The sequence below is a fragment of the Kineococcus halophytocola genome, from assembly GCF_041276425.1.
Lineage (GTDB): Bacteria > Actinomycetota > Actinomycetes > Actinomycetales > Kineococcaceae > Kineococcus > Kineococcus halophytocola.
In genome coordinates, this window is sequence record NZ_JBGFTU010000018.1 from 61,623 (window position 1) to 82,202 (window position 20,580).

Consider the following 20,580-nt stretch of genomic DNA (forward strand, 5'->3'; position numbering starts at 1 on the left):
CGCGCGCCTACGGTCGGGGCATGAGCGAGAACACCCCTCAGAACACCCCCGAGGACAACCCCGGCCAGGAGAACCCCGGCACCGCGCAGGCGGCCGAGTCGCCGGCCCTGGACGGCTACGGCAACGACACCGGTTTCGCGCAGGCGGCCGAGGAGACCGACGACGCCCAGGACGCCCAGGACGCCGACGCCCCGCAGTGATCCCGCCGGCACAGCTCGTGTAGGTTCGGCACCGGTTGAACCTCCAGCCTCGCAGCACGTCCGCTCGACCCCCGGCCCGCCGGACGAGGCGGACCGCCGGGCCGGGAGGAACGTCCGATGCCGTTGGCCCTCGAGGCCGCTTTCGTCGAGCTGGGCCGCATCGCGGCCGACCAGCCTCTGACCGCGGTCCTGCGGCGGGTCGCCGACCTCGTCGTGCAGACCGTCCCTGGAGCGGACGACGTCTCGGTGACGCTGCTGCGGCGGGGCAGGCCCGTCACCGTGGTCTTCCACGGCGACCTGGCCGCCGACCTCGACGAACGCCAGTACCCCCTGGGGTACGGCCCCAGCGTCGTGGCGGCGCAGTCGGGCACGACGGTGCGGATCGACGACACGGGCACCGACGACGTGTTCCCGGGGTTCTCGGCCACCGCCGCCCGCCGCGGGGTGTGCGGTGTCGTCAGCGCCGGGTTGCCCGACCCCGACCGACGTCCCGGTTCGATCACCGCCTACTGCTCCGGCCGTTCCGGGCACCCCGTCCTCCCGCCGCAGGCGCAGCGCACCCTGGAACGGTTCGCCGCCTTCGCCGCCGTCGCCCTGGGCAACGCGGCGGCCCTGGCGGAGGCGGGGGAACGGGTGGAGAACCTGCAGATCGCCCTGCAGTCCCGCGCCGTCATCGAACAGGCCAAGGGTGTGCTCATGGCCCGGCGCGGGATCGACGCCGACGAGGCGTTCACGGTGCTCTCGACGTGGTCCCAGCACGGGAACCGCAAACTGCGCGTGGTGGCTGAGGAGGTCGTGGCCGGCGCCGTCGTCGGTTCCTGAGCGAGTCCGCTCGACCCCGCCCGGGGCCGCAGCCCTTCCGGGGTCTCAGCCCTTCTCGGGGTCGTTGCCCCAGTTCATGAGCGAGTAGCGCCACTTCGTGTCGGTGACGTCGCCGTCGGGCCGCTGCTTGGAGTGCCGCGCCACGTACCCGGCGACCTTCTTCATGTGCTCGTGGTCGTCGTCGGTGCGGTCGGCCTTCTTCGTCCGCAGGATCTCCACGATGCGCCGGCCCGAGCGGTGCCCGACCGATTCGCCGTCCCCGACGCCGACGGACTGCGACTCCTCGGTCTCCAGCCAGTCCTCGAGCTCCTTGGCCGTCATGTTGACGGCCTCGCCGAAGCGCTCCTCGGCGTCCTTCCTGTCCTCGTCGCTCATCGTGCTGTCCCCATTCTGCGTCATGGGGCCGAGCCTGCTGGTTCAGAAGGCGTACCGCACCCGCAGGTAGGGGGCGCGCTCGGCGATGAGGGCCAGCAGCTGGTCGAGGTAGCGCGCCTTGTCCCCGGCGCGGTACCGGACGTTCAGGCCTCCCGACTGCGAGCGCTTCGTCTCCTGCATCGACGGCCGCCACAGCAGGTCCTCGGCCTTGGGGTGCCAGCCGAGGTTCACCCGGTGCAGGTTCTCCTCGTGGGTCAGGAAGATCACCTCCGCCTGCAGTTGCGCCTTCGTCGCCTCCCCGGTGGCGTCGCCGAGCTGGTCGAGCAGTTCGGCCCACAGGGGCAGCCAGCCGTCGTGGACGACGACGGGGGAGAGGTTGACGTGCACCTCGTACCCGGCCGCGACGAAGTCGTCGAGGGCGGCGAGCCGGTCGGCGACGGGGGACGTGCGGACGTCCAGCAGCTTGGCGACGCGGGCCGGCATGAGCGAGAACCGCACGCGCGTCCGGCCCTGCGGGTCCAGGGTCAGCAGCCGGCGGTTGACGTGCTTGGTGGCGAACGACGCCTTCGCCGTGGGCAGCCCGCGGAACAGGGCGACGAGGTCGTCGACGTTGTCGGAGATCTCGGCGTCGACGGAGCAGTCGCTGTTCTCGCCCAGGTCGTAGACCCAGCTGACGGGGTCGCACTGGTTCGGCTCCGGTTTCACGCCCTGGCGCGCGACGTGCCGGGCGAGGTAGCCGGTGATCTGCTCGATGTTCGCGAACACCGTGATCGGGTTGCTGTACCCCTTGCGGCGCGGCACGTAGCAGTACGCGCACGCCATCGCGCAGCCGTTCGACGTGGACGGGGCGATGAAGTCCGCGGAGCGGCCGTTCGGCCTGGCCTGCAACGACTTCTTGATCCCCAGGACGAGTGCCTCGCGCTTGATCCGCACCCACCGGTCGACGTTCGTCTCGTCGCCGTGCAGTTCCGGGACCCGCCAGTGGCTCTCGACCGGCACGCGCGTGGCGTCCGGCCAGCGCTCCAGCACCTGAGCGCCCCGGGGGAGTTCGGCGGCGGCCGGCTCGTAGTAGATCCGCGTGATGTCGACGAGGTCACGGGTCGCGGGCACCGGGCCATCATGCCCGTACCGCTCGCCTCCACCGCGCGCCTCCACCGCGCGGGTGCGCGGGACGCTGCCTACGGTGAGTTCCGTGACCGACCAGTACACCTTCGCCAACCCCGTCACCCTCTACCACCAGGGAGGTTTCGAGCCGCAGCCGCAGGACGGCCCCGGCCTCGCCTCGGACCTCTCGCCGCGACCGGACCACGGGGAGTCCACCTACCGCGGCACCGGGCGCCTCACCGGACGCAAGGCCCTCGTGACCGGTGCGGACTCCGGGATCGGCCGCGCGACGGCGATCGCGTTCGCCCGCGAGGGCGCCGACGTCGTCCTCTCGTTCCTGCCCTCGGAGGAGTCCGACGCCCGCGAGGTCGCCGACCTCGTCGAGCAGGCCGGCCGCACGGCCGTCCTGGCCCCGGGCGACCTCACCGACGAGCAGTACACCCGCTCCCTGGTCGCGACCGCGGTGCGCGACCTGGGGGGTCTGGACCTGCTGGCCGTCGTGGCCGGCAAGCAGCAGCACGCCGAGGACGTCGCCGACCTCACGTCCCAGCAGTTCGACGAGACGATGCGCACCAACGTCCACTCGCTGTTCTGGCTCGTGCAGGAGGCCGTGCCGCACCTGCCGGCGGGATCCACGATCGTCACGACGTCCTCGATCCAGGGCTACCAGCCCTCGCCGAACCTCGTGGACTACGCGACCACGAAGTCCGCGATCATCTCGATGTCGCAGGCCCTGGCCCAGCAGCTCGCACCGAAGGGGATCCGGGTCAACGTCGTCGCCCCGGGTCCGGTGTGGACCCCGCTGCAGGTCTCCGGCGGCCAGCCCTCCGACGCCATGCCCGAGTTCGGGACCTCCACCCCGCTGGGCCGCGCCGGTCAGCCGGCCGAACTGGCCCCGGCGTACGTCTTCCTGTCCTCGCCGGAGTCCAGCTACGTCGTCGGTGAGGTGCTCAACGTCAACGGGGGTATGCCCACGCCCTGAGGCCGGGTTCACCTCCCGGGGCCGGGCGAGCGGTTCAACCGGGCCGACTGCCGGACGAGGTGGTCGCGCTCGGGCGCGTTCGTCGCCCGCCGCGCCGCCTCGGCGTACAGGCCGGCGGCGGTCGCGGTGTCCCCGCACTTCTCGTGCAGGTGCGCCGACACGGCGGCGTACCGGGGGAGGGACGGATCGAGACCGGCGAGCGCGGCCAGTCCCGCGGGCCCGCCGTCGGCCTCCCCGACGGCCACGGCCCGGTTGAGCCGGACGACGGGGGAGTCCTCCAGACGCAGCAGCTCGTCGTACCACTCGACGATCTGCCCCCAGTCGGTCTCCTCGGCCCGGCGGGCGTCGGCGTGCAGCGCCGCGATCGCCGCCTGCGCCTGGAACGGCCCCAGCCGGTCCCGGGTCAGCGCGGCCTGCAGGACCGCGACCCCCTCGGCGACGAGCGTGGTGTCCCAGCGGCCGCGGTCCTGCTGGGCCAGGGGCACGAGCGCGCCGCCCGCGTCCGTGCGGGCGGCGCGCCGGGCGTGGTGCAGCAGTTGCAGCGCCAGCAGGCCCGCGACCTCGGGGTGGTCGACGACGCCGGCGAGCCGGCGCGTCAGCCGGATGGCCTCGGCGGCGAGGTCGACGTCGCCGGAGTACCCCTCGTTGAACACGAGGTAGAGCACCCGCAGCACGGTCGCCACGTCGCCGCCGCCGCCCGGACCGGCCTGGGCCACCGTCCGCTTGGCGCGGCTGATCCGTTGCGCCACGGTCGCTTCCGGGACGAGGTGGGCCTGCGCGATCTGCCGCGTCGTGAGGCCGCCGACGGCCCGCAGCGTCAGCGCCACCGCCGAGGAGGGGCTGAGCGCGGGGTGCGCGCAGAGGAAGTACAGCTGCAACGTGTCGTCGTCCGACGTCACCGGCCCCGCCGGGGGCTCGGCCTGCAGCCGTTCCTCGCGCCGGCGTCGCGCGTCCTCGGCGCGGGTGGCGTCGACCAGCCGCCGCCACGACACCGTCACCAGCCAGGCCTTCGGGTCCCTCGGCGGATCCCGCGGCCAGGACCGCACGGCGTCGAGCAGTGCCTCCTGGGCGGCGTCCTCGGCCTCCGCGAACCCGGCGCCGCGGCGGACGAGGACGGTCAGCACCTCCGGGACGAGCCGGCGCAGCAGCGCCTCGTCCACCGTCCCGTCCACCGTCCCGTCCACCAGCTCACTCCGTGACGGTCGGCGGGGCGGTGAGGAACGGATGCACCTCCAGCCACTCGTGGAGGGGGCGCCCACCCGCGCCCGGTGCCGCGGAGAGCTCCCCGGCCAGTTCCACGGCGCGGTCCCAGCTGTCAACGTCGATGACCATCCAGCCGGCGACGAGGTCCTTGGTCTCGGCGAAGGGCCCGTCGGTGACCGGCGGCCGTCCCTCCCCGTCGTGGCGGACCCAGGCGCCGGTCGGGGCCAGGGCCTGTCCGTCGACGTACTCGCCGGTCGCTCGCAGCCGGTCGGCGAACTCGTCCATGTACCGCAGGTGGGCCGTGACCTCCTCCGGCGTCCAGCGGTCCATCGGGACGTCGTCCACGCCCGCCGGTGCGCCGCGGTAGTGCTTGAGCAGCAGGTGCTTGGCCATCGTCCGTCTCCCTCGTCGAGCCCTCCCGGCGGCCCCGGTGACCGCCGCGCACCCCGGGGTCGGAGCCGGCCCGGCGTTCTCGACATCCTGGCCTCACCGGACGGCGGCGGTCACCCCCTGCCGGGCCTGCAGCCAGCTCAGGAACTCCGCCGCCGGGACGGGACGGCTGTGCAGGTACCCCTGGGACTCGTCGCAGCCGAGCTCGCGCAGCAGGTCCAGCGTCGCGGTGTCCTCCACCCCCTCGGCGACCACGCGCAGCCCGAGGTGGTGGGCGAGCTCGACCGTCCCGGCCACGATGGCGGCGATGCGCGCATCGGCCAGGGCCCGGGAGGTGAACGTGCGGTCGATCTTCAGCTCGTCGGCCGGCAGGTTCGCCAGGTAGGCCAGCGAGGAGTACCCCGTCCCGAAGTCGTCGATGCTGAGGGAGAACCCGCGGGCGGTGATGTCCTGGCACGTCACCAGCGCCCGGTCCGGGTCGTTCATCAGGGACGTCTCGGTCACCTCCACCACGAGGTGCGCGGGGTCGGCGCCGCCGGCGACGAGCTCGTCGAGCAGGGGCAGCAGCCCGGGGTCGCACAGGTGGGTGCTGGAGAGGTTGAACGACAGCCGCAGGTCGTGACCGGCGGCCCGCCACCGCGCGAGGTCGGCCACGGCCCGGCGGGCGACGAGCGCGGTCAGGGCCGGCATGAGGCGGCGTTCCTCGAGCACGTCCAGGAACGCGCCGGGGGCCAGCACCCCCAGGCGGGGGTGCTGCCAGCGCACGAGGGCCTCGACCCCCACGCAGGTGCCGGCCGCCGAGACCTGCGGCTGGTAGTGCACCGCGAACTGCCCGGCGGCCTCCGGCGCGGCGTCCGGGCCCAGGGCCAGGTGCAGGTCGTCGGACAGGGCCAGCCGCCGGCGCCAGGCGCGGTCGGCGGCGTCGTCGTGGACCGCCACCCCCTGCCCGCCGGCCTTGGCCGCGTACATGGCCGCGTCGGCGCGGCGCAGCAGTTCGGTGCCGGTCAGGGCCTCGGTGCCGCAGGTGTCGGCGACCCCGATGCTGGCCCCGACCTCGATCGCGGTGAGCATCGCCCGCGCGGTGCCGACGGCGTCCCCGGTGCCGGCCCCGGGCAGGATCGCGGCGAACTCGTCGCCGCCGAGGCGGGCCAGGACCGCCCCCGGCGGCAGGGCGCCCTCCAGCCGGACCGCGGTGGCCGCCAGCAGGTCGTCCCCGACGGCGTGCCCGTGCTGGTCGTTGACCTCCTTGAACCGGTCCAGGTCGAGCAGCAGCACGGCGAACGGGTCGCCCGCCTGCGAGTGCAGCCCCAGGCGGCGCAGGAACTCGCGCCGGTTGGCCAGGCCGGTCAGGTCGTCGGTGCCGGCCTGGCGGCGGGCCCGGTCGTGGTCGGCGAGGTCGCGCACGAGCCGCACCATCCGGGCCGAGGACCCCGCGATCGCCGCGACGCCGAAGACCAGGGCCCAGTGACCCTCGGCCAGGCGCAGACCGGCGCCGACCACGGCCGCGAGCCCGAGCAGCAGCCCGGCCGAGCTGGCCACCGGCACCGCGTACGTCGAGGGGTGCTCCCGGGGGACGGGGCGCGGCGGCAGCAGGGACAGCCAGCCGAACCCCACGGCCAGCAGCACCCAGCCGGCCCACGCCGCCAGGACGACCTCCGTGCGGGGGCCGAGCACGACGTAGAGGATCTGGGTCACCGCGACGACGAGGACCGTGGCGGCGATGCCCCGGGCCCGTCCGCGGACCGGGGCGGGCATCCGGAACGCGGCGACGACCAGGGCGGTGAGCAGCACGGCCAGCGAGCTGACGTGCAGCCAGCGCAGTTGCGCCGCCAGACCGGACACCCCCTCGGGCACGTCCAGCACGACGTTGGCGACCCCGGCGACGCCCAGGACGCAGCTGACCCCCACGAGCCAGTCGACGCGGCCGGCGGGCAGGGTCTTCTCCCGCAGCCGGAACCAGGTGGCGACCCCGCGGTAGAGGGACAGGCTGGCCAGCGTGCTGGCCAGGCGCAGGGGGACGGCCAGCAGCAGGCCGCTCGTGCCGACCGCCGCCCCCGATAGGACGACGGCGCTCTCCAGCGCACTGGCCGCGGTCAGCAGGACGAAGGCCGTCAGGTAGTGCCGCCAGGCCTGCCGGTGGACGACCTCGCGGCGCATCCGCCGCACGAGCAGCGCGAGGGCGCCGGCGACGGCGAGCGTGCGCAGCACGATGAGCACGGACAGCACGCGACGCTCCTTCCGGGACGGGTGGGTTCCCGTCCCGTCAACGGCACCGCAGTGGCCCGACGTGATCGCCCGAACGGGTCGGGGTGCGCGATCGGTCCCCGTCCCGCACGCTTCCGGGGTGGATGAGCACGAAGACGGACGTGGAGCGGTCGAGCACGAGGAGACGGGGGCCTGGGGCGGCACCGGGTACGTCCGCCGGGAACCGGACCCGGCGGTGGTGAGCTGGTGGCAGGGACTGGCGGAGTCGACGCGGACCGAGCTGGCGGCCCTGCGGCCCGGTCAGGTCCTGCCGCGGGAGGCGGCGCGGGCGCTGCAGGAGATCGGGGTGGTGTCCCCGGAGGTGGTGGTGACCGAGGACGGCCGGCGCGTGCGCCGGGGGGTCGCCTCGCGGGACGTGGTCTCGACCGTCCTGCTGGCCCGGCTGAACCACTCCGAGCGCCGGCTCGTCTGAGCCGGTCAGGACGGTGCGGGGCGCCCCGGACCCTGGGCCCCGCACCTCTAGAAGTCGCACAGTATTCTTCCAGCATGTCTAGAAACAGGCAGCGCGGTGCGGGTCCGGCCGGTCATGGAAAGGCATTTCCCCGCGTTTTCCCCGACGGTTGCCGGAATCAGATCAATCCGTCGCGCCGGGCGTGCTCCACCGCCGCCCGGGTGCTGGACACCCCGAACTTCCGCCGTGCCCCGACGAGGTGCTGGCTGACGGTGTTGACGGCCACGCCGAGCACGGCGGCGGTCTCCGCCGCCGTCAGGCCCGTCCCCACCAGGCGCAGGGTCTGCTCCTCACGGGGGGTCAGATGCACTGCGCGGGAACGGTTCTCCTCCGACGGAGACTGCGCGGTCCGCCCGGTGAGCCGGACGAAGGCCTCCTCGGTGAGGCAGACCAGGGCGGTCCCGTCGACGACGAGCCGGACCACGCCCTCGACCTTGGCGCGGGTGGCCAGGCCGTCCAGACCGGCCGGGCGGTGTGTGTGCTCGTCGTGCGAAACCATCGCGAAACCGCTCCTGATCGGACCCTACCGTCGCTGGACGTTATCTTTGTGGGCGCTAACAGGCAAACGCTCACCACGCGGTCGGAGCGCGTCGTGGTGAACCCCCACCGGGTCCACCGGGCGGCCAGCATGATCGACGTGGCGCGCCGGGCGGGGGTGTCCGCCCAGACGGTCTCGCGCGTGGTCAACGACCGCCCCCACGTCGACCCGGCCACCCGCGCCCGGGTCCTGGAGGCCCTGGAACACCTGGGGTACCGCCGCAACCCGGCCGCGGTCTCGCTGGCCACCGGCCGCTACCGGACCATCGGCGTGGTCGCCTCCACGCTCACCACGCACGGAGCCGTGCTCGTCCTGGACGGCATGACCGAGGAGGTCGCCCGGCACGGGTACTCCCTGACCCTGTCCCCGTTGCGCGCCCCGACGCTGGGGGCCGTCTCCGAGGCCCTCACCTCCTTCGCCGGGGCCGGCGTCGACGCGGTCGTCCTCGGCGTGGAGAGCGAGCTCGTGCGGTCCCTGCCCCGTCCGCTCGTGCCGGGCCTGCCGGTCGTGGTGGTGGACGGCGCCGGGACGACGGAGGGGCCCACCGCCGAGAGCGACCCCGCGCCGGGCCTGCTGGCGGCCATGACCCACCTCCTCGACCTCGGGCACCGGCAGGTGCGCCACCTCGCCGGACCGCCCGACAGCGCGACCGCCGCGCGGCGCCGGGAGCTGTGGAGGGGCTTCCTCACCGGGCGCGGGCTCGACGTCGTCGAGCCGCTGGTCACGGACTGGAGCGCGGCCTCCGGGCTCGCCGCGGGGGCCGAGCTGCTGCGCACCGACCCGGCCGCCACCGCCGTCGTCGCGGCCAACGACCAGGTCGCGCTCGGCCTCGTGCGCGCCTGCGCGGACGCGGGGGTGCGCGTCCCGGACGACCTCAGCGTCGTCGGGTTCGACGACGTCGAGCACGCCGGGGTCGCGGTGCCCCGGCTGAGCACCGTGCAGCACGACCTGCGCGAGGTCGGCCGCCGGGCCGTGCGCCAGCTCCTGCACGACCTCGGGGTGCTGCCGCAGGCGCCGCCGTGGCCCGTCCCCAGCGCGTTCGTCCCGCGCGAGAGCACGGCCCCCCCGCCGTCCCCCCCGCCGTCCCCGCGCGCGGGTCAGCAGTGGTCGAACTCGTACCCCGGCACGCCGCGGGGCAGCAGGTCCCGGTCCCGGTAGACGACCGACACCTCGCCCCCGCGCGCGGCGCACGCCGCCTCGAACGGCTCGGGGCCGTCGTCGGCGTACTCCACCTCCAGGACCCGCCGGCCGTGGACGGCCGTGTAGTCCCCGCACTCGCCGTACAGCTCGCAGCTCTCGGCCACGGCGAAGTCGAACCCCGCGGCCCGGGCCTGTTCCGCCGTGGTCTGCGGGGCGTTCTTCTGGGCGTAGGCCAGGCCCCGGGCGTGCGCCCGCGCCGACAGCAGCGCCGAGTAGGCGTAGGCGTCGGCCATCGTCAGGGCCCCGTCGCTGCGGGTGGCCGAGTCGAGGTTGTCCGCCTCGACGGCGGCGAACCCGGCGTCCGCGCAGCCGTCGATCCACGCCCCCACGACGTCGGCCAGGGCCGCGCGCTTGCCGGCCGTGGAGGTGTCCAGCAGGAACTCCCCGGGCCAGCCGGGGTCCTGCACCGGGTTCCCGTCCACCCGCAGCAGCAGGTCCGGGTGCTCGCGCAGCCAGGTGCCGGTCTCCTGCGGCTGGGTCTGGAACGCGTTGACGTAGCAGACCGAGTACAGCCCCGCGGCCGGTTCGTCCTCCCGGTCGCGCACCACGACCCGGACGTCGGCGGCGGGCGGGTAGGCGCCCCCGAGCTGGTAGTCGGCCACCACGCCCGGCGGGGGTGGGCTCACGCCTGCCGACGAGCTCGTCACCGGGCCGGTCGGGCTGGCCGGGCCGGTCGGGCCGGTCGGGGTGGGTGCCGCGGACGGGGCGGCCGGGTCGGCACCCGCGCAGGAGGTCAGCAGGAGCAGGGCCACGGCCGGCCACGTCGCGCGCACGTCTCCATCCTGCACACCTGTCCGGCCCACCCGTCCGGCCCACCCGTCTACGCTCAGGACGGTGCCCAAGAAGAAGAAGCATCGCGGCCACCCGGCCCGTCAGCCCGTCGCCGGGAACCAGCTCTCCCCGCTGCGGGCCGGCGGCCGCGTCCTCGGCGACCTGCAGGTGCCGTTCCGGCGCTTCCTGGAGGCCGAACGCGCCGAGGACGGCGAGCAGGACCCCGCCGAGCTGCCCGGTGAGCTCCCCGTGGAGGACGTCGAGGCCCGGCTCATGGAGTCCCTCGGCTGGCTCGTCCTGAGCCTGGAGGCCGACCTGGGCCCGGCCGCCGCGCGCACCTTCGACCCCGGTGACCTGGCCGAGCTGTTCACCGAGATCGTGCCCGCCGTGGCCGAGCACAACGGCCTGGACCCGCAGGAACTGGTCGACGAGACGCGGCTGGCGTGGACGTCGTACCTGATGTTCCTGGGCGAGTCCGAGGAGTGGGCGGGTGAACCCGAGGCGCTCGCCGACTGCCTCGACGTCGCCTCCGGCGGGGTGGGCGGCGCGGTCGCGGGCCAGGGCAGCGTGCTGGACGCGCTGACCGCGGCCGAGGCCGCGGTGCCCCCGGCCGACCGGCTGGAGGACCTGCGGGCCCTCGACGTCGTCGCCGCGTTCCTGGCCGGTGTCGACGAGCTGGCCGCCGGGGTGGACCTGGCCGGGACCGAACTGCCCGAGAGCCCGGCCGTGGAGGTGCTGCGCTCCCGCCTGGCCGACGTCCCCGAGGTCGACCCCGTGGCCCTGCTGCTGGACCTGGTCGCCGACGGGGTGCTCGTCGTGCGGGACGGCCGCGCGCTCGTGCCGGACGCCGCCGACCCCGACCGCCGCTACCGCCTCGCCACGTTCTTCCTGGCCTCCCTCGTCACCGGCGTCCTGGCCGACTGCCCCTCGCCGGCCGCGATCGTCGCCGCCCTGTCCGTCGTGACGAGCGCCGTCCTGCAGCCGATGACGGCGGGGGAGGTCCGGGCGTTCCTGGAGGAGAGCGAGGAGGCCGGCGAACTGCCGGCGACCCTGGCCGTCGTCCGCCGCCTCGTCGACCTCGGGGTCCTGTCCCCGGTCGAGCCGTGGACGGCCCGGCCCGGCACCGCCGGTGCCGTCCTCGACGTCGTCGACGGGTTCTTCCGGCCGGAGGGTGGGCAGGAGTAGGGCAGCGGGCCCGGGGCGACGACGCGCCCGCCGCCGGAGCGGGTTAGCGTCGGCGTGTGAGCACCGGCGGGCGCAAACCGTTCGGCACCTCCTTCGAGGACTGGGTCGAACGGCAGGTGCGGGAGGCGCACGAGCGCGGCGACTTCGAGGACCTGCCCGGGGCGGGCAAGCCCCTGGCCGGGCTGGACCGGGAGTTCTCCGCCGAGCAGTGGGCCGCCGACAAGGCCCGCCGCGAGGGGTTCGACGTCAGCGCCATGCTGCCGCCCCCGCTGGCGTTGCGCCGCGAGCGCGAGGTGCTGCTGCGCGACGTCCCCCGGCTCGTCTCCGCGGCCGCCGTGCGCGCGGTCGTCGCGGACTTCAACGACCGCGTCCGGGAGCTGTACCGGCGCCCGGCGGACGGTCCGTTGATCGTCGTGGGGCTGCTCGACGTCGAGGCGCTCGTGCAGGACTGGCACCGGTCCCGCCCGGCTCCCGCCGAGCCCGCGCCCGCACCGGGACCGCGCCGCCGGTGGTGGCAGCGCGGACGGCGGCGGGGATAGCTTGCCGCGGGTGGACCTCTCCTGCGTCGTGCTCAACGACCTGCACCCGCACGCCTTCGCCGAGACCGCCCGGGCCGCCGAGGACGCCGGCGTCCGCACCGTGTTCAGCTACGACCACCTGTCGTGGCGCGACCTGCGCGAGGGGCCCTGGTACGCCGCGGTGCCGCTGCTGGCGGCCGCCGCGACGGCGACCGAGCGCGTCCGGCTCGGGACGCTGGTCGCGTCGCCGAACTACCGCCACCCCGTGACGTTCGCCGCGGAGGTGATGACCCTGGACCAGCTCTCGGGCGGGCGCGTGGAGCTGGGGGTGGGGGCTGGGACGTCCGCGCACGACGCCTCCGTCCTCGGGGTGCCGTCGCTGACGCCGCGCGAGCGCCAGGACCGGTTCGAGGAGTGGACGCTGCTGCTGCGCACGCTGCTGTCGCAGCGGGTCACCGACGTGCGGGGGGAGCGCTACACGGCCCACGACGCCCGGAACGTACCGGGGCCGGTGACCGGGGTGCCGCTGACGGTCGCGGCCGCCGGGCCGCGGGGGATGCGCTTCGCCGCCCGGCTCGGCCAGGGGTGGGTCACCTACGGCGAGGGTGAAGCCCGCCCGGACGACGGGGTGCAGGAGGCCGTGACCCGGTTCACGGCACCGATCGGGCGCTTCGCCGCGCTGGAGGGGGCCGGTGGTGTGCGGAAGGTGGCGCTGCTCGGCCTCGACGAGCGCGGCGCGTACGCGGACTGGCCGCGGTTCGCGACGGCGCTGGCCGAGGCCGGCTACGACGAGGTGTGCGTGCACTGGCCGCGCCCGGACGGCAGGGGACTGCCGTCCGGGGCGCTGGCCGGGGTCCTCGCGACCCCTGCGCTCACGACGGGCTGAGGCTCACGAGAGGGTGAGTTCCACCGTCGCGAACGAGTGCGGCGGCAGCTCGACGACGAGGGTGTCGCCCTCGCGGCCGGTCTCCTTGCGAGCACCGTCGAAGTCCGCCGGTGCCACGGCGTCCGGGGCGTCCGCGGTGTTGTGGGCCTGGACCGAGGCCCCGGCCAGCACGCGGGCCCGGCTCACGTCCCAGCCCCGGCCCCGCAGGTCCAGGCGGACCGCGGCCGGCCCGTCGACGTCGAGGTTGGTCAGGGAGACCAGGGCCGAGCCGTCCCTGGAGCTGACCGTCGTGGTGAGCGTCCGGTAGGACCCCGCCTCGCCCTCGTGGGTCGCGTCCGCCGCCGTCACCTGGACGGGGTGGGACGTGGCGTCCTGGTGCCCCGCGTTCATCGCGAACACGTGGTACGTCGGCGTCAGGACCATCCGCGCCCCGTCGGTGAGGACCATGGCCTGCAGCACGTTGACGGTCTGGGCGATGTTGGCCATGACCAGCCGGCGCGCGTTCTCGTGGAACACGTCGAAGTGCAGGCCGGCGACCAGGGCGTCGCGCAGGGTGTTCTGCTGGAAGAGGAACCCGGGGTTGGTGCCGGGTTCGACGTCCCACCAGGTGCCCCACTCGTCGCAGACGAGCCCGACGGCGGCCTCGGGGTCGTAGGCGTCCATGACCCGGGCGTGACCGCGGACGATCTCGTCGATGCGCCAGGCCCGGACCATCGTCTCGTGGTAGTCGGCGGCGGAGAACTCCGTCGCCGAGCCCTTGTGGTCCCAGTCGTCCGAGGAGTGCGTGTAGTAGTGGAACGACAGCGCCTGCCACCCGTTGTGCTTGGGGGAGCGGGCGGGCCCGCCGAGGGTGCTGATCGACTTCATCAGCGTCTCGGTCCAGTGGTAGTCGTCCCGGTTGGGGCCGGCCGCGATGCGGTACAGCCGGTTGCCGTCGTGGTCGCGGCAGTACGTCGCGAACTGGGCGGCGAGCTGGGTGTACTGCTCGGCGGTCATGTTGCCGCCGCAGCCCCAGGACTCGTTGCCGATGCCCCAGAAGGGCACCGTCCAGGGTTCGGAGCGGCCGTGCTCGCGGCGCAGCCGGGACATCGGGGCGTCCCCGGACCGGGTGAGGTACTCGACCCAGTCGCTCATCTCGGCGACCGTGCCGGACCCGACGTTGCCCGACACGTACGGGTCGGCGCCCAGCAGCTCGCACAGCCGCATGAACTCGTGGGTGCCGAAGGAGTTGTCCTCGACGACGTCGCCCCAGTGGGTGTTCACCATCGACGGGCGCTCCTCGCGCGGGCCGACGCCGTTCATCCAGTGGTACTCGTCGGCGAAGCAGCCGCCCGGCCAGCGCAGGTTGGGGATGCTGATGTCCTTCAGCGCCTGCACGACGTCGTCGCGGATGCCGTCGGAGTTCTGGATGTCGGAGTCCTCCCCGACCCAGAACCCCTCGTAGATGCAGCGGCCGAGGTGCTCGGCGAAGTGCCCGTAGAGGTGGCGGCTGATGGTGGCTCCGGCGACGTCGAGGTCGACGACGCCGTTCAGGGTGGTCACGTGGGGGTTCAGCCCTTCAGGCCGGTTCCGGCCACACCTTCGACGATGCGGCGCTGGAAGATGACGAACAGGACGACGAGCGGCAGGGCGCCCAGGATGGTGGAGGCCTGGATGTCGGAGAAGCGCTGCCCGAAGGAGCCCTGCACCGTGGCCAGGCCGACCGGGATGGTCATGAGGTCGGGGTTGGACAGGACGAACAGCGGCAGGATGAGGTTGTTCCACACCCCGACGAAGGTCACGATCGCCATCGCCGACAGCACCGGACGCGACAGCGGCATGATGACCGAGCGGTAGATGCGCCAGTTCGAGGCGCCGTCCAGGCGGGCGGCCTCCTCCAGCTCCTTGGGCAGGCCGTCGAAGAACTGCTTGAACACGAAGAGCGCGATGACGCTGGAGACCTGCGGGAAGATCACCGCCCAGTAGGTGTTGAGCAGGTTCACCGAGTTCAGCAGCTGGAAGATCGGGATGATCAGCACGTCGGCCGGGACCATGATCCCGGCCAGCAGCAGCACGAAGACGACGTTGCGGCCGCGGAAGCGCATCCGGGAGATCGCGAACGCCGCCATCGAGGCGAAGGTCACGACGAGCACCGCGGACAGCGTCGAGGTGATGAAGCTGGCCAGGTACCAGTTCCACAGGTCGCCCCCGCCCAGCAGGGAGGCGTAGGAGGCCAGCGTCGGGTTGACGTCGCGCAGGATGGCCTGGGTGCCCAGGGCCGACACCGCGTTGGACGTGAACGAGGTCTTGATGGCCCACAGGCTCGGGATCAGCCAGATGACGGCGCAGACCGCCAGGAGGACCGCGGCCACGCGGTTGAAGCTCTTGCCACCGTTGGTCCCGACCTGCGCGGCCCGCCGCGGCGGGGCGGCGGCCGAGATGCCGGAACGGCGGCCTCCGGGGGCGTCCGTGGTCGCCATGTCAGGCTCCCTTCTGCTGAGCGCGCTCGACGAGCTGACGGATCACGGCGATGGTCACGATGACCAGGAAGAGCAGGAACGAGGCGGCGGCCGCCGCGCCGATGCGGTAGTCGGCGAAACCGGTGTCGGTGATGAACAGCAGCGCCGTGCGGGTGCTGGTCCCCGGGCCCCCGTTGGTCATGAGGTAGACCTGGTCGAAGATCTTCAGGCTGGCGATGATCTGCAGCAGCAGCACGAGCGTCGTGGTGCGGCTGAGCAGCGGGATCGTCAGGTGCCGGATCTGCTGCCACGGGGTCGCGCCGTCGATCGAGGCCGCTTCGTACAGCTCTCGCGGGATGTCCTGCAGGCCGGCCAGGTACAGGATGAAGTTGAAGCCGATCGTCCACCACACCGTGGCGACGGCGATGCCGACCATGGCGATGCTCGGGGTGCCCAGGACGGGCGTCGGGGAGTCGTCGCCGAAGAGCTTCTGCACCGTCGCCCACAGCCCGGTGTCCGCGGTGTAGATGAACACCCAGATCAGCGAGATCGCGGCCGAGGGGAGGATGTAGGGGGTGAAGAAGGCCAGCCGCCAGAACGTCTGCCCGCGCGGCATCCGGTTGGCCAGCACGGCGAAGACGAACGACAGGATCACCAGCGGCGGCACCGTGTACAGCGTGAACTGCAGCGTGTGCCACATGGAGGACCAGAAGGCGCTCGACCGCACGAGCGCGGCGTAGTTCTCCAGGCCGATGAAGTTGCCCAGGCCGCTCTTGACGATGGAGGCGTCGAAGAAGCTCGCGACGAACATGTAGAGCGCCGGGCCGAGGAGGAAGCAGAGGTAGAAGAACGCGAACGGGGCGATGAACAGCCAGGCCGAGCGTTGCCGGCCTCCGGCCGGGGCGGCGTCACCGCTCGGGGTGGTCGGGACAGCCGGCTGCGCGCCGACGGTGTGTGCACTCATCGGTGGTCGTCTCCAGGGGCGGGGGCGGACGGGGTCGTCACAGCGGGTTGGGGGTGTTGGCGTAGGTCTCCAGCGTGGAGCGGATGCCGGCGACCGCGTCCTGCGGGCTCGTGAGGCCCTGCTGCACCAGCCCGACGGTCGAACCCACCACCGTCTCGAAATTCGACCCCGAGCCGGAGTACCAGGCGGCCGGGTCGTAGACGGCGTAGTCGACCGTGTCGGCGTAGCTCGACTGCGGGGTGATCCGGCGGTACTCCGGGCTCTCGTAGACGGGCAGGTACGTGGGCACGTGCCCGCCCTCGGCCCAGGTCAGCCCCTGGTCCAGCATCGACGTGACGAACCCCATGGCGCGTTCGAGCTGCTCGGCGCTGCGGTCCATGCGCGGGAGGATGAAGGCGTGGGAGTCGGCCTGGACGGCCGGGGTGTCGTAGAGGGTGGGGAACGCGCTCATGCCGAAGTTCAGGCCCTCGATGCTCTGGGCGGTCGTCACCTCCCACTCACCGTTCATGAAGAACGCGGACTGGCCGGTGAACATGAGGGTCTCGGCCCCGGGGGTGTCGACCGTCGCCGGCATGAGCCCCTTCTCGACCCAGCTGCGCATGGTCGCCAGGGTGTCGATCGCCAGCTCGTCGTCCATGGTCACCGACAGGCCCCCGTCGTCGACCAGGGGCGTGCTGCCGTCGCGCTGGCGGTACAGGGTGCTGAAGAAGCGCCAGTTGTTGGAGTCGTCGGCCACCGTGGCCGTGGCCGCCCCGAAGCCCCCGGAGGCCTCCTTGCCGGCGGTCAGCGCCGCCTCCCAGCCCTCCACCCCCTCGATCGGGGCGAGGGTCCCGTCGGGGCCGAGCAGGCCGGCGGCGCTGCACACGTCGGCGTTGTAGAACAGGACCCAGGGGTGGGTGTCCATCGGGATGGCGTAGGTCTGGCCCTGGAACTGCGAGGCCTTCCAGGCCGTCTGGCTGAAGTCGTCCGCCGACAGCCCGGCCAGGGCCAGCACGTCGTCGGTGATCGGCTCCAGCAGGCCCGCGGCGGCGAGGTTGGAGGCGCGGGTCACGTGCGCCACGGCGACGTCCGGCGGCTTGTTCCCCAGCGTCGCCAGCGACACCTTCGTGTAGTAGGGGTTGCCCCAGGCGAAGGTGGCCGAGACGAGGGAGTCCGCGCCGCCGTGCTGCTCGCGGTACTGGTCGAGCATGATCTGCAGGCGCGCGCCGTCGCCGCCCGCGAACAGGTTCCAGAAGGTCACCGTCCCGGGGTTGAGCTGGGTGCCCGCGAGCCCGGCGGCCAGCGGGGAACCGCAGCCGGCGGTCCCGGCGACCAGGCCGAGGCCCCCGGCGGCGAGCCCGCCGCGCAGGAGGGAGCGTCGGCTGAGGGGGCCTCGGGGGCCCGGTGTCGGGGGATGACTGTTCACGCGTGTCCGTCCCTGCCGTCGTTGGCGGTCGGTGGTCACCGGGTGGCGGCACCGGCTGGTCGAGAACCGAGAACCGCTCTGTCCCGATCAGTGCTGCGGAACCTAGCACGCGTTTGCAACGCTGCATAGTTCCACGTGCCGTTGGCTTGCAACGATGTAGGGAGCCCGACCACCCCCACCTCGCGCGCCACCGATCGACGTGACGCGCAGACAAGAGCGGTCACCGGCTGTGACGGCGGCTCCCCCGGAGAGGGTAGCCCCGGCGGGCGCTGTCGTGACCGCGACACGGGGACGACACCTCTGGGGTGACCAGGCTGACTCCGCACCGCCCCCGCCGGGCCTCCGGGCTGGGCCCCGTGCTGGCGCCCGTGCTGGCCGCCCTCGTCGCCCTGCCGTGCGCGGGGCTGGCGGTGGACGTGGCGACCGCGGCCCCCGCCGTCGCCGCCGGCCCCGTCCAGGTGCTGCAGCCCGTCGTGCCCGCGGCCACCCAGCAGCAGCAGATCCTCGACGGCCTCAACCGCGAGCGCGCGGCCGTCGGCGCCCCGGCGCTGACGCTGGACCCGACCCTGCAGACCGTCGCCCAGGACTGGGCCGACGCGCTCGGCCAGGGCGACGGCATGAGGCACAACCCCGACCTCGGCCGGCTGCTGTCCGACTTCCCGCGGTGGGGCGAGATCGTCGCGACCGCCGACATGGGCAACGCCGACACCCGCGGCCTGGAGAACGGCGACCTCGCGGTCGACACGTGGATGAGGTCCGACCCGCACCGGGCGGTGCTGCAGGACCGCACGTACACCGCCGTCGGCATCGGGCTGGTCTACACGACGCTGTTCTCCGGGGGCCGGACCGTGTGGCGCTCGTACTGGGTCGCCGACTTCGGCTCCCCGCGCCGCACGCCGCTGGTGGCGCAGAACCCCGACGGCTCCCGCAGCTACGCCGGTGTCCCGGTCAAGGGCGCCATCCTGGCGACGTACACCGCGGCCGGTGCCAACGGCGGCCACCTCGGCCTGCCGGTCGGTCGCGAGCTCGGCCCGCTGCGCTCGGGCGGGTACGGCCAGCACTTCGCCGGCGGCTCGGTGTACTGGAGCGCGGCCTCGGGGGCCGCCGCCGTCCGCGGGGGCATCCGGGACCGCTGGGCCGCCCTGGGCTGGGAGAACGGCTGGCTGGGCTACCCGACGGGGTCGGAGTTCCCCGTCCGCGGCGGCCTCGCGCAGCGGTTCCAGGGCGGGACCGTCTACTGGTCCCCGGCCACCGGGGCGCAGGCCCTGGGCGGTGCCGTGCTCGCCGGGTACGGCGCGGCCGGCTGGGAGGACGGCCCGTTGGGGTTCCCCACGACGACGTCGGCCCCGCTGCGCGGGGGGTCCTTCGCGCACTTCCAGGGCGGGTCGGTCTACGCCGGCCCCGCCGGCACGTTCGTCGTGGCCGGCCCGGTCCGGGCGGCGTGGGCCGCGCAGGGCTGGGAGGCCGGTGCGCTGGGCTACCCGGCCTCGGCGCAGTTCGGCGGTCTCCTGGCCGGCGGCAGCGGTCAGCACTTCACGGGCGGGTCGGTCTACTCCTCCCCGGCCTCGGGCACGCACGCCGTCCCCGCCGCCGTGCGTGACGTCTGGGCCGCGCGCGGGTGGGAGACCGGGGTGCTGGGGTACCCCGTGTCCGAGGCCCGCCGCAGCGGGGACGCGGTCGTGCAGGACTTCCAGGGCGGGCAGGTGAGCGTCCGCGGCGGGGCCGCGCAGGTCCGGACGCCGTCGGTGGCGCGGACCGCGCGGGTGCGCTGACGGACCGGCCCCCGCGCCGTCCCCCGCGCCGGTCCCCGGCGGGTCTCAGCCGGCGGACCCGCCGGTGCCGAGCCCGCGCAGCGCCGGCAGCAGGTCGGTGCGCGCGAACTGCAGGAAACCGTCGGGGTCGGGGCCGGCGTTCTGGGTGACGAGGTGGTCGAAACCCGCGTCGACGAACTGCTGGGCCACCGGCACGTAGGCGGCGACGTCGGGGCCGAGGGCGAACTGGGCGCGCACGTTCTCGGCCGTGACCGTCTGCGTCGCGGCGTCGAAGTTCACCGGGTTCGGCAGTTCGGACATGACCTTCCAGCCCGTCACGGCCCAGCGGCTCTTCTCCAGCACCGCGTCGACGGCCTGCTGCTCGTCCGGTGCCCACGCCATCGGCACCTCGGCGTAGGCCGGTCCGGAGCCACCGTGCTGCTTCCACGTCGCGACCATGTCGCCCTTGGGCTCGGTGGCGAACAGACCGTCGCCGAGGTCGGCGGCGATGCGGGCCGAGGCGGGCCCGCTGGCGGCGACGGCGATGCGGGGCAGTTCGGCGGGCAGGTCGAACACCCGGGCGTCCTCCAGGCGCAGGTGCTTGCCCTCGTAGGTGCGGTACCCGCCCTGCCACAGCAGCCGGATGATCTCCAGCGCCTCGCGGAACCGTTCGTGCCGTTCGGCGACACCGGGGAAACCGCGGCCGACGACGTGCTCGTTGAGCCGTTCCCCGGCGCCCACGCCGAGCGTGAACCGGTCGTCGGAGATGATCGCGAGCGTCGCGGCGGCCTGGGCGATGATCGCCGGGTGGTACCGCACCGAGGGGCACGTCACCCCGGTCACCAGGCCGATCCGCTCGGTGCGCGCGGCGATGAACGACAGCAGGTTCCAGGTGAAACCCGAGTGGCCCTGCACGTCGAGCCAGGGGTGGTAGTGGTCGCTCATCTCGACGAAGTCGTACCCGGCCTCCTCGGCCGCGACGGCCTGCCGCACGATCTCCTTCGGGTCGAACGACTCGGTGGCGAGCTTGTAGCCGATCTGCACGGTGTACCTCCGGTGGGTGCCTCGCTGCTGCCGCCGGTGCTCCACCGGCCGCTGACGTCGTCCCCCTACCCGGACCCGGGCCGGCGAA

At 73.9% G+C, this 20,580-nt stretch carries 21 protein-coding genes; 9 read left to right on the forward strand and 12 right to left on the reverse strand.

Going from position 1 to position 20,580, the window contains the following annotated elements; all coding sequences use genetic code 11:
• Positions 1 to 20 precede the first annotated feature (20 nt).
• The gene (locus AB2L27_RS15325; protein ID WP_370442353.1) at positions 21 to 200 is read left to right on the forward strand and encodes a hypothetical protein; all 180 of its coding nucleotides are present in this window, start codon (positions 21 to 23) and stop codon (positions 198 to 200) included.
• A 117-nt stretch (positions 201 to 317) separates the two neighbouring features.
• A complete protein-coding gene (locus tag AB2L27_RS15330) occupies positions 318 to 1,022 on the forward strand; it encodes an ANTAR domain-containing protein (RefSeq protein WP_370442354.1) in 705 nt (234 codons plus the stop codon).
• 45 nt (positions 1,023 to 1,067) lie between these two features.
• Here AB2L27_RS15330 and AB2L27_RS15335 read toward each other — a convergent pair whose 3' ends face one another.
• Complete coding sequence (locus AB2L27_RS15335) at positions 1,068 to 1,397, reverse strand: DUF3140 domain-containing protein (RefSeq protein ID WP_370442400.1); 330 nt, start codon at positions 1,395 to 1,397, stop codon at positions 1,068 to 1,070.
• 42 nt (positions 1,398 to 1,439) lie between these two features.
• Positions 1,440 to 2,507, reverse strand: coding sequence for a spore photoproduct lyase family protein (locus AB2L27_RS15340; RefSeq protein ID WP_370442355.1), 1,068 nt, complete (start codon positions 2,505 to 2,507; stop codon positions 1,440 to 1,442).
• 82 nt (positions 2,508 to 2,589) lie between these two features.
• Here AB2L27_RS15340 and AB2L27_RS15345 point away from each other — a divergent pair, with 82 nt between their 5' ends.
• Positions 2,590 to 3,483 (forward strand): SDR family oxidoreductase, encoded by an 894-nt coding sequence (locus AB2L27_RS15345; protein ID WP_370442401.1) that lies wholly within the window; start codon positions 2,590 to 2,592, stop codon positions 3,481 to 3,483.
• Positions 3,484 to 3,491: 8 nt separating this feature from the next.
• Here AB2L27_RS15345 and AB2L27_RS15350 read toward each other — a convergent pair whose 3' ends face one another.
• From AB2L27_RS15350 to AB2L27_RS15360, 3 genes are all read right to left on the reverse strand, one after another.
• On the reverse strand, positions 3,492 to 4,643 hold the full coding sequence (locus AB2L27_RS15350) for an RNA polymerase sigma factor (RefSeq protein ID WP_370442402.1): 1,152 nt from the start codon (positions 4,641 to 4,643) through the stop codon (positions 3,492 to 3,494).
• A 28-nt stretch (positions 4,644 to 4,671) separates the two neighbouring features.
• The gene (locus AB2L27_RS15355) at positions 4,672 to 5,079 is read right to left on the reverse strand and encodes a YciI family protein (RefSeq protein ID WP_370442356.1); all 408 of its coding nucleotides are present in this window, start codon (positions 5,077 to 5,079) and stop codon (positions 4,672 to 4,674) included.
• A gap of 93 nt (positions 5,080 to 5,172) precedes the next feature.
• Complete coding sequence (locus AB2L27_RS15360) at positions 5,173 to 7,302, reverse strand: putative bifunctional diguanylate cyclase/phosphodiesterase (RefSeq protein WP_370442357.1); 2,130 nt, start codon at positions 7,300 to 7,302, stop codon at positions 5,173 to 5,175.
• A gap of 118 nt (positions 7,303 to 7,420) precedes the next feature.
• Here AB2L27_RS15360 and AB2L27_RS15365 point away from each other — a divergent pair, with 118 nt between their 5' ends.
• On the forward strand, positions 7,421 to 7,753 hold the full coding sequence (locus AB2L27_RS15365; protein ID WP_370442358.1) for a hypothetical protein: 333 nt from the start codon (positions 7,421 to 7,423) through the stop codon (positions 7,751 to 7,753).
• 157 nt (positions 7,754 to 7,910) lie between these two features.
• On the opposite strand, the gene AB2L27_RS15370 is transcribed toward AB2L27_RS15365, so the two are convergent.
• The gene (locus tag AB2L27_RS15370) at positions 7,911 to 8,291 is read right to left on the reverse strand and encodes a response regulator transcription factor (RefSeq protein ID WP_370442359.1); all 381 of its coding nucleotides are present in this window, start codon (positions 8,289 to 8,291) and stop codon (positions 7,911 to 7,913) included.
• Positions 8,292 to 8,384: 93 nt separating this feature from the next.
• Here AB2L27_RS15370 and AB2L27_RS15375 point away from each other — a divergent pair, with 93 nt between their 5' ends.
• On the forward strand, positions 8,385 to 9,488 hold the full coding sequence (locus AB2L27_RS15375; protein WP_370442360.1) for a LacI family DNA-binding transcriptional regulator: 1,104 nt from the start codon (positions 8,385 to 8,387) through the stop codon (positions 9,486 to 9,488).
• Here the strand turns inward: AB2L27_RS15375 and AB2L27_RS15380 are convergent.
• Entirely contained in the window at positions 9,428 to 10,303 is an 876-nt protein-coding gene (locus AB2L27_RS15380; protein WP_370442361.1) for an endo alpha-1,4 polygalactosaminidase, read from the reverse strand. The two genes, AB2L27_RS15375 and AB2L27_RS15380, sit on opposite strands and share 61 nt — an antisense overlap.
• 61 nt (positions 10,304 to 10,364) lie before the next feature.
• Here AB2L27_RS15380 and AB2L27_RS15385 point away from each other — a divergent pair, with 61 nt between their 5' ends.
• The 3 genes from AB2L27_RS15385 to AB2L27_RS15395 are packed head-to-tail and all read left to right on the forward strand — an operon-like array spanning position 10,365 to position 12,890.
• Positions 10,365 to 11,486 carry a hypothetical protein gene (locus tag AB2L27_RS15385; RefSeq protein WP_370442362.1) on the forward strand — a complete coding sequence of 374 codons (1,122 nt, stop codon included), beginning with the start codon at positions 10,365 to 10,367 and terminating at the stop codon, positions 11,484 to 11,486.
• Between the two features lie 56 nt (positions 11,487 to 11,542).
• Positions 11,543 to 12,025, forward strand: a complete 483-nt coding sequence (locus AB2L27_RS15390; protein WP_370442363.1) for a DnaJ family domain-containing protein — start codon at positions 11,543 to 11,545, stop codon at positions 12,023 to 12,025.
• A gap of 10 nt (positions 12,026 to 12,035) precedes the next feature.
• A complete protein-coding gene (locus AB2L27_RS15395) occupies positions 12,036 to 12,890 on the forward strand; it encodes an LLM class flavin-dependent oxidoreductase (RefSeq protein ID WP_370442364.1) in 855 nt (284 codons plus the stop codon).
• Positions 12,891 to 12,893: 3 nt separating this feature from the next.
• Here the strand turns inward: AB2L27_RS15395 and AB2L27_RS15400 are convergent, their stop codons facing one another.
• From AB2L27_RS15400 to AB2L27_RS15415, 4 genes are read right to left on the reverse strand one after another with little or no spacing between them, the layout of a single operon-like run.
• Entirely contained in the window at positions 12,894 to 14,432 is a 1,539-nt protein-coding gene (locus AB2L27_RS15400) for an alpha-N-arabinofuranosidase (protein WP_370442365.1), read from the reverse strand.
• 8 nt (positions 14,433 to 14,440) lie between these two features.
• Positions 14,441 to 15,349 (reverse strand): carbohydrate ABC transporter permease, encoded by a 909-nt coding sequence (locus AB2L27_RS15405; RefSeq protein ID WP_370442366.1) that lies wholly within the window; start codon positions 15,347 to 15,349, stop codon positions 14,441 to 14,443.
• A 1-nt stretch (position 15,350) separates the two neighbouring features.
• Positions 15,351 to 16,292 (reverse strand): carbohydrate ABC transporter permease, encoded by a 942-nt coding sequence (locus AB2L27_RS15410; RefSeq protein WP_370442367.1) that lies wholly within the window; start codon positions 16,290 to 16,292, stop codon positions 15,351 to 15,353.
• 37 nt (positions 16,293 to 16,329) lie between these two features.
• A complete protein-coding gene (locus AB2L27_RS15415; RefSeq protein WP_370442368.1) occupies positions 16,330 to 17,697 on the reverse strand; it encodes an extracellular solute-binding protein in 1,368 nt (455 codons plus the stop codon).
• A 305-nt stretch (positions 17,698 to 18,002) separates the two neighbouring features.
• Between AB2L27_RS15415 and AB2L27_RS15420 the strand changes: the two genes are divergently transcribed.
• Positions 18,003 to 19,469 (forward strand): CAP domain-containing protein, encoded by a 1,467-nt coding sequence (locus tag AB2L27_RS15420; RefSeq protein ID WP_370442369.1) that lies wholly within the window; start codon positions 18,003 to 18,005, stop codon positions 19,467 to 19,469.
• 45 nt (positions 19,470 to 19,514) lie between these two features.
• Here the strand turns inward: AB2L27_RS15420 and AB2L27_RS15425 are convergent, their stop codons facing one another.
• The gene (locus AB2L27_RS15425; protein ID WP_370442370.1) at positions 19,515 to 20,492 is read right to left on the reverse strand and encodes a TIGR03557 family F420-dependent LLM class oxidoreductase; all 978 of its coding nucleotides are present in this window, start codon (positions 20,490 to 20,492) and stop codon (positions 19,515 to 19,517) included.
• Positions 20,493 to 20,580 lie beyond the last annotated feature (88 nt).